We start from the raw sequence: 1286 nt of genomic DNA, 5'->3' as shown, positions 1-1286 counted from the left end.
CAGGCGGCAGACCCGACCGAGGAGAGCGAGCCGATCCCATGAAGATCAGTGTGGACCGCGACCGCTGCGCCGGCTCCGGGCAGTGCGGACTGGCGGCGCCGGCCGTGTTCGACCAGGACGACGACGGCATCGTGCTACTGCTGGACCCCGAACCAGCCGGGGAACATCGCGAATCGATCCAGACGGCGATCTGGACCTGCCCGGTTCAGGCCATCCAGGTCCAGGAAAACTGAACGAACCGCGAACCACCCGGGCGCGTGAGTCGCGTCCGGGTGATTCGCCGTCTCACAGAGTGATGCCGGCCTGCCGCCTGGTAGACGGGCTGCTAGCTTCCCGACATGGTGGACCACAGCGGCAGCGCAGATCTCCGGAGGCTGGTGACCGACGCCGAGAGCGGTGTCGTCCTGTTCGGCATCACCCCGCCCCGCTTGAGCACCGACCCTGAGCGGATCCGGGAGATCACCGCGGCCACCTTGGCGCGGTTGGACGCCCTCCAGGTCGACGGTCTAGCCCTGTACGACATCGAGGACGAGAGCGACCGCAATCCGGCGGAGCGGCCGTTCCCCTACCTGCCGACCCTCGATCCTGCCGTGTACCACGCGGAATACCTCGGCGAGTGGAAGCGCGCGGCGGTCATCTACCGGTGCGTCGGCAAGTACACGGAGCCGGAGCTTCGGACCTGGCTGCAGACGGCCGACACGGACCGCGTGCTCTCCGTCTTCGTCGGCGCGTCCTCGAAGGAGAAGACGGTGCGGATCCGGCTGCCCGAGGCGCAGGCCCTGCGCCGGGACGTCCGTCCGGACCTGCTGCTCGGCGGTGTCGCCATCACCGAACGCGCTGAGGAGCATCTGCGGCTGATCGCCAAGCAGAAGGCGGGATGCGCGTACTTCATCTCGCAGGTCGTCTACAACGCCGACGCGGCGAAGAGCATGGTCTCCGACTACTACTACGCCTGCCGCGAGCGGCAGCTGGAGCCCAAGCCCGTCCTGTTCACGCTCTCGGTGTGCGGCTCGCTGAAGACCCTGGCGTTCCTCAAGTGGCTCGGCGTCGACGTCCCCCGCTGGCTGGAGAACTCCCTGAGCCACGCGGACGACACGCTGGCCGAGTCGTACCAGCAGTGCTTGGCGAACGCGCGGGACTTGATCGCCTTCTGCCGCAAGCTCGGCACGCCGTTCGGCTTCCTGGTGGAGAGCGTGTCCATCCGCAAGGTCGAGATCGAGGCCTCGGTCGCCCTCGCCGGCGAGCTGAGCGGAATGCTCGGACGAGGGCGACCGGGCGAGGTGCGT

At 68.3% G+C, this 1286-nt stretch carries 2 protein-coding genes; both read left to right on the top strand.

Annotated elements, in window-relative coordinates:
* Positions 1–38: 38 nt before the first annotated feature.
* On the top strand, positions 39–233 hold the full coding sequence (locus ABH935_RS50860) for a ferredoxin (RefSeq protein ID WP_370385241.1): 195 nt from the start codon (positions 39–41) through the stop codon (positions 231–233).
* Positions 234–338: 105 nt separating this feature from the next.
* Positions 339–1286, top strand: a 948-nt coding sequence (locus ABH935_RS50855; RefSeq protein WP_370385240.1) for a methylenetetrahydrofolate reductase, incomplete at its 3' end; no start/stop codon positions are given.

Source organism: Catenulispora sp. GAS73 (genome assembly GCF_041262085.1).
Classification (GTDB): Bacteria; Actinomycetota; Actinomycetes; order Streptomycetales; family Catenulisporaceae; genus Catenulispora.
The sequence above is the reverse complement of the archived record's forward strand: the minus strand, read 5'-3'. Positions and strand labels throughout refer to the sequence as shown.

Bases quoted from the DNA above. Each gene is read 5' to 3' on its own strand.
- ABH935_RS50860 (WP_370385241.1), top strand. From the start codon at position 39: ATGAAGATCAGTGTGGACCGCGACCGCTGCGCCGGCTCCGGGCAGTGC.